The sequence below is a fragment of the Leptodesmis sp. genome, from assembly GCF_052746595.1.
On the sequence record NZ_JBRAGO010000062.1, the window covers coordinates 21,334 to 27,416 of the forward strand.

The 6,083-nt window shown below is 50.0% G+C and carries 8 protein-coding genes; 7 read left to right on the top strand and 1 reads right to left on the bottom strand.

From position 1 onward, the window contains the following. The first annotated feature begins 401 nt into the window (after nt 1–401). From ACUVQO_RS14395 to ACUVQO_RS14415, 5 genes are all read left to right on the top strand, one after another. On the top strand, nt 402–1,334 hold the full coding sequence (locus ACUVQO_RS14395) for a hypothetical protein (protein ID WP_445926540.1): 933 nt from the start codon (nt 402–404) through the stop codon (nt 1,332–1,334). Between the two features lie 101 nt (nt 1,335–1,435). Beyond that, nucleotides 1,436–1,930 carry a DEAD/DEAH box helicase family protein gene (locus tag ACUVQO_RS14400; protein WP_445926541.1) on the top strand — a complete coding sequence of 165 codons (495 nt, stop codon included), beginning with the start codon at nt 1,436–1,438 and terminating at the stop codon, nt 1,928–1,930. 42 nt (nt 1,931–1,972) lie between these two features. Next, nucleotides 1,973–2,695: a hypothetical protein gene (locus ACUVQO_RS14405; protein WP_445926542.1), complete on the top strand. Its 723-nt coding sequence runs from the start codon at nt 1,973–1,975 to the stop codon at nt 2,693–2,695. A 21-nt stretch (nt 2,696–2,716) separates the two neighbouring features. Further along, a complete protein-coding gene (locus ACUVQO_RS14410; protein WP_445926543.1) occupies nt 2,717–3,493 on the top strand; it encodes a helicase-related protein in 777 nt (258 codons plus the stop codon). 177 nt (nt 3,494–3,670) lie between these two features. Further along, the gene (locus ACUVQO_RS14415) at nt 3,671–4,237 is read left to right on the top strand and encodes a hypothetical protein (RefSeq protein ID WP_445926544.1); all 567 of its coding nucleotides are present in this window, start codon (nt 3,671–3,673) and stop codon (nt 4,235–4,237) included. Between the two features lie 198 nt (nt 4,238–4,435). On the opposite strand, the gene ACUVQO_RS14420 is transcribed toward ACUVQO_RS14415, so the two are convergent. Then, complete coding sequence (locus ACUVQO_RS14420; RefSeq protein ID WP_445926545.1) at nt 4,436–4,591, bottom strand: hypothetical protein; 156 nt, start codon at nt 4,589–4,591, stop codon at nt 4,436–4,438. Between the two features lie 280 nt (nt 4,592–4,871). On the opposite strand from ACUVQO_RS14420, the gene ACUVQO_RS14425 reads away from it, so the two are divergent. Further along, complete coding sequence (locus tag ACUVQO_RS14425; RefSeq protein ID WP_445926546.1) at nt 4,872–5,372, top strand: hypothetical protein; 501 nt, start codon at nt 4,872–4,874, stop codon at nt 5,370–5,372. Between the two features lie 246 nt (nt 5,373–5,618). Then, on the top strand, nt 5,619–5,984 hold the full coding sequence (locus ACUVQO_RS14430) for a DUF1818 family protein (RefSeq protein WP_445926547.1): 366 nt from the start codon (nt 5,619–5,621) through the stop codon (nt 5,982–5,984). The last annotated feature ends 99 nt before the right edge of the window (nt 5,985–6,083 follow it).

Genomic DNA, 6,083 nt, shown 5'->3' on the forward strand with positions numbered 1-6,083 from the left:
TTGTTGCCCTTGGCAATCGTAACGATACTTTTCACAGCCAAGCCCGGCAGTAACTGAACCTCCTCAAAGAACCTCTAATCACCACCTACCCAGTCATTATCGAAACCAGCTACCTACTTTACGAACGCTGCGGACAAACCGCCCAATTCAGATTTCTCCAGCAACTCACCACAGACAGCATTCAAATTTTCAACTTTCAAAAGAACCATCTAGAACGAGCATTCAGCTCATGCAGCAATATGCCAATTTGCCAATGGATCTAGCAGATGCCTCGTTAGTGGTTCTTGCTGAAGAACTGAAAGAAAACCGCATTCTCACAAGTGACATCCGAGATTTTTCGATCTACCGGTACCTCGAAACCCAACCCTTCACACTTCTACTCTCCTAAACCGTGAGTTTTCATGATTGAAACCGTCATTCAAGACCTAATTCGTCAACAACGCCCCTACTACCTGCCCCAAGGCATTCCCATCAAAGGAGTTGGGGGGCAATACTGGCTTGTTTTTCGGTATCGAGACGCTGACAAAATGTTAGGGGGTGGTGGCAACTTCCTAAAAAATATCGTCTCCCTACTGGGGTTCAAAGATAAAGCCGTTCCCCATAAGGTGATTCGGATTGACCCTAGCGCCGCCAAAATTTACACCTATCATCCCCGTACCCCTAAAGATCTCCCCTCACCTACACTCCTCTGTACAGGCAATCTCAAAATCATTGAGAAGTTTCTGCTGCTGGAGCAAACTACTAAAGAACCCGCCCTCCTGAGCGGCAGCTTTCGGGAAATTAAAGGGATTAAACGGCGTTATAACTTGCCAGATCAACTGGATGCCTACAACAAGATAATGGCCCAAATGCTGGCACGGAGCCGTATCTATCGCCGTTCCACGGCCTATTTTGATAGCGGTGTCCTCAAACTCTACGAAGAACCCCTACAAACCATTGTCCAAACCGAAGGCCAAATCCGCTTGCTAATGGACTGGCAAGGGTTCACGAAACGTGCTGATGTGGCAGAACTGGAAAAGCTGCATAATCCTGACTACCGTGCCCAATTCATTCAACGCACCTTGCAGGAATTTCTTGAAGGACTTGAGGAGAGTGCGTTCAATGGCACGCAAATTATGGCTGAATTGGTGCGGCTAGGTTTCCTGGAAATCAAGCTGATCAAGATGAGCCAAGGGCGATCGCTTTACCACAAGAAAACTGGCATTTATAGCGATCGCCTCGATAACCACATCCTGCACGAAGGCTCCGACAACTTCACCCGTGCCGCCCACTTCAGCCACAAAACCCTCCCAAAGTTCCCCAGGTTGAAGCACTGCCCAACTTTGATGAGATAGAAGGCTTCCAGCAGGCCATAGAACGAATTCTGTCTGGCCAGCATGGCACTCCTAATGACTTCCTCTACTGGCTGGCCCAGCAACGCCCCCAACAATTTCGAGTGGAGCCAAGCGATCGCCTCGATGAACTGGTCAACCAAGGTGTCCTGTTTGAACACCAGAAATCCGGTGCGCAACACTGCCTGCGGGTCATGCAAGATTTTGGCGTAGCCGTCTGTGCTGATGCGGTGGGTCTGGGCAAAACCCGTCTCGCGGCTGCCGTTGCTCGTCTTTCCCGGCAACAGAACGGACAAGCCAAAGTTGCGATCATTGCAGCTCGCAAACTGCACGACAACTGGAAACGCGAGATGAATGAACTCGGTTTTCGGGATAGCGACTACGAGCTATACAACAAAAACTTGATGAGCCGGAAGGGAACAGGGTTCATTGATGACTTCAACCGTTACGGTGGCCCCGACCTGGTGATCATTGACGAGGCTCACGAAGGTATCCGTAATTATAAAAACCGGATTCACAAGCTCTGTTTGCAGATTCGAGACCGCGATCGCGCCTCTGGACGGCAACGCTACTTCCTATTGCTAACGGCAACGCCCTAGAACAACCGCCGTGAAGACATCTACAACATCCTCCAGCCCTTTTTGACCAAACCAGAAGGCTTCACCAATGCTGGCTTTCCCCCCGAACTAGCTCAGTGGTTCCAGAACCGAGAAACGGGAGTAGAGCCATTCACCGACGATTCCAACTTGTTCCGTCGTACCTACCGGGAACTGTTTCTGCAACGCACCCGCCAGATGCTCCGCGATGCCATGCCCGATCTCAATGTTTATGCCAAACGTCAGGCAGAATGGCTCCCTGTGCAGTTTGAAGACAGCACTGAGCAGGCCCTAGAGGAGATCTTTACCCAATTTGAAACCCAACTCTATATCCCCTTCGCTGACCCCGTTCGGTATCTAACTGGCAGCGTTGAACAGCGTGCCCTGCTGCAAAACCAGCGCCGCTTTTTCCTGCAACGGGCAGAGTCCAGTATGTATGCGCTGAAACGCACGATCGTCAACTTTCGCGGTCGGATTGAGCAAATGCGATCGCGCCTGGACAGCGTTACTCCTGATACCGATGAGTTAAAGCAGTTCCTCTTGCTCCACTACGGTTTTGAGTCAGGGCAATCTGAGCAATTAGACTTCGGTTTTTGGGATAACCGAGAAGCCTACGAGGAGGACTATGAAACAGAAGACGATGAGGAGGAGGAGACCGAAACCGAGCAGCAAGAAAAGCGGCAGCAACTTCGTCGCAGCATAGAACTTGCGATCGCGCGTTTACAGTCCGATCCGAACGAAGCTTGCCGAATTTATCACTTAATGTAGTCAGCCTGTGACCATGACTTGATGCAGTTGCAGAAGATTCAAGATCTGCTGGCAGAGGAGTTTATCAAAGACCACAAGCGCGAACAGGTGACCGCTAAAGTGCGAGAACTGGTGAGCCAAGGCCATAAGGTCCTGCTCATTTCCACCTTCTCGGATACCGCGATCGACTACTACCGCTACATGGCCCAGGATTCAACGATCGCGAGTCAGGGGATTGGCATGGCGATCGGCGGCACCAAATACTACTTTCCAGACGGTGATAGCCGTGCTGTTCCAGTCGCGCCCCATAACGTCATCAAAGCAGGTCAGCAGCGCCTAGGTATTAAGCGGTTAGAGCTTTTCCGGTTGTTTGCCCCGATCGCAAGCTGTCGCAATCCAACTGACCGCCCCAACGCAGACGAAGAAATTAAGGTGCTCATCGGTTCAGAAACCCTCTCGGTGGGTCAAAACCTGCAAGATGCCGACTACCCCATTAACATCGCTTTGCCCCGGAACCCGATGGTACTAGAGCAGTGCATTGGCCGCATTGACCGACCCAAGCAGCACCAGGCTGAAACCATCTACATCTATTACGCCAATAGCGAAAGCCAGTTGTTACGCCAGGCCAGCCGTCTTGCCAACCTCAACAAGAAGCTAATTGGAACCAATGTCGCCGAACGAGACGGAACCTTACAGGATGTGCCCAATGTTAACGATCTGGGTGCATCAATTTATGGCGACACGCTATTCGACGACACCATTCTGCCAGGATATGTAGACTTTATTCGGAATCTAGTTAAGATCCGGCGGCAGGCCTAGGAGAGTTTTCAGGAAACGCTGTATCGTCAGTAGGAAACCTCCTGCGATCTCTACACCCAGCGAGAAATCCTCTTTTCCGGAGACATTAGCCAGCGGCTCAAGGCTTTAGGCAACGATTACCCGGCGAACCCCATTGCCCTGGGCAGACAAACGGGTGAAAAAGATGAGGCGATCGCCTTGGCGGCCCTCTCGATCCAGTATTTCGGACCCAACGGCGAACCCATTCCAGACCGTCAAGAGCTAGTGTTCTGGAATGATCAAACTGGGGAGCGGGATGCCTATGGTATCGCCATCGCAACTGCTTGCAAAACACCGGAAGCGGGGGATATCTTCTCGGCTCGGTATCTCCGTGCAATGGCTCAAACCCTCTATACCCAATTGGTGGACTTAAAGCGGCGACGGGCAAAGGAACTCAGCCAAGTAGAAACGATCGAGAATGTCACTCTCACCTCAGAGCGACTCAATCGGATTCAGCAGTGCATTAGTACCTTAGATCGCCTTCTCGATGGACTCGACCGCAAAATAGTAAAAGACACGCTCAAAAAGTTAAACACCTGGAAGGGCATCAAGTCAGTTCAGAAATTGCTACGTGACTACACTGATGGGACAAAGGCTCAGCTAGAGATTTCAGCCTTTGTTACTGAACTGGTTAAAGACACTGACGAAAAGAACCTGATCTTAAACGACGGGGTTAAGCCCACTAGACCCTCGGTCAACCTGCTAGCCATACTTCTAAGGGCGTAAATTATCATTCAGTAAATTGCCATTCAAATGAAGTCTGTTTTGGTAGATGAGCTGACATAGCAATCGACACATAACAAATCGTTGTAGCGGCGGAATAAAGATAATCGGTTAGGATGCCAAGGCTACTTGCCGCCGCTAAACTCAATCGATGCGGTGATGGCATTCCGAGACAAAATTCGCTCTCTGAGCTAACGAAGACTACTTGCTATGACATAAGCGGGTCTCAATCTCCTGAATCACCTGCTGCAGCTCTGTGGAGGGATTTTTTACTGAGGAAATTTCCTGTACAGCATCGGCAGACAATCCTCGCTGGATGAGGTAGTTAGCTCGTTGCAATGCCTCCGGCTTTTGCACCTTACCATTCAGCTTTGAGCATGCGATCTAGCTTTGCCAATTCCTGGGCGATCGCGGTGTAGCTGAACTAGGAGCCGCCGCCGCAGTCAGTAGGCTGGCCAGCAGAGTCATTAAATTAAGTAAACTCTACGGGTAAGGGCAGGGATAGGCGATACTAGAGCAGGGGAGGGAATTATGGCTAGTGATCCAATTCGCTCCAGCCTGCCCCTATGCCGTTCCTGAAAGTGCTACTTTTGCTTGAGAAGATTTTTAATCTACTGAATTGGAGAAACAAAAAGCAATGAAGGGGATTTTGGGGAGAATACCTATCAAGCTCTACCTGGTGGCTTTGGTGCTGGCAGGCGGTATTGTCGTTGGCATGGAAGTGCTGACCGAGGTAGTCACTGGCGGGCATGGGGCGATCGCGCAAATTATTCGTTCCGATGATGCCTGGAAAAAGGTCTACGAGCAACTTCCAGATTTTCCCAAGGAGAACCAATATCTTAATAAAGAAACCAAAAAAGTTGCGGAAGACGATACCCTGGTTGGCCGCCTGATCCGCTATCATCTCTATGTGAAAGGGCGCATTCCATTTTATCGGCTGGATTGGAAACTCACCTTGGCTGATTACCTGGAAATCTACGGGCGCATGGATGAGAATAATTATCCCAGTGGTAATAAACTCAACAAAAACCCACTAGCGGGTGACATTGCTGCCATTCAAAAACTCAACTTGGCTCAGCGCAATGCCCTGGTGCAAGCCTTAGTCAACGCTTTTGCCACTCAACTCCCACGTAAGTAAGTTATGAGCTTTAAGAGGGCGTTTGAAAAGTATCTGGCGGTTAAAACCGTGACTGCACTCACCCAGTTTGCCGATGCAGACTCAATACAATCAAGGTTTTCAGTAACCTGCGTTGGCAGGCTTTCTCGGTATAGCCGCGACCTCAGTCGCCAGGGTGACAAAGAGACCGGCTTTTAAAGCATCCTCTAAGTTCTAAATTCTCAGCTTGGTCTGAACTGAAAACTTAAAACTTTTAATTCTCCTCCCATGTCCCGTTTCCTCAAATCTGGCCCCGGTTGGCGCATTGGCTATGATCCAGAAGCCATGGAATTTCAGGGATTAGTGGGTACGGATGATTGGGCCCTGGAATTGACAGAGGCGGAACTAAACGACTTTTGTCGATTGCTGGGGCAACTGGTGGATACCATGAAACAGATGGCCACTGAATTGATGGATGAAGAAATGGTTGCCTGCGAGGTCGAAAGCGATCGCCTCTGGCTGGAAGCAGAAGGATATCCCCAGGCTTTTTCTTTGCGCTTAATGGTGCTACAGGGTCGCCGCGCAGAAGGTTATTGGTCTGCCCAGGTTGTGAATGATTTATTTCAGGCCACCTGCTCGTTGAAGATCTTTTAGTTGTTGCCAGTAGTTGTTGCCAGATGACTTATCCCCTTGCGATTCTCTATAGAAAACTCGCGTGAGAACCCCGGTCTTTTAAGCCGGGGATGAAACGCA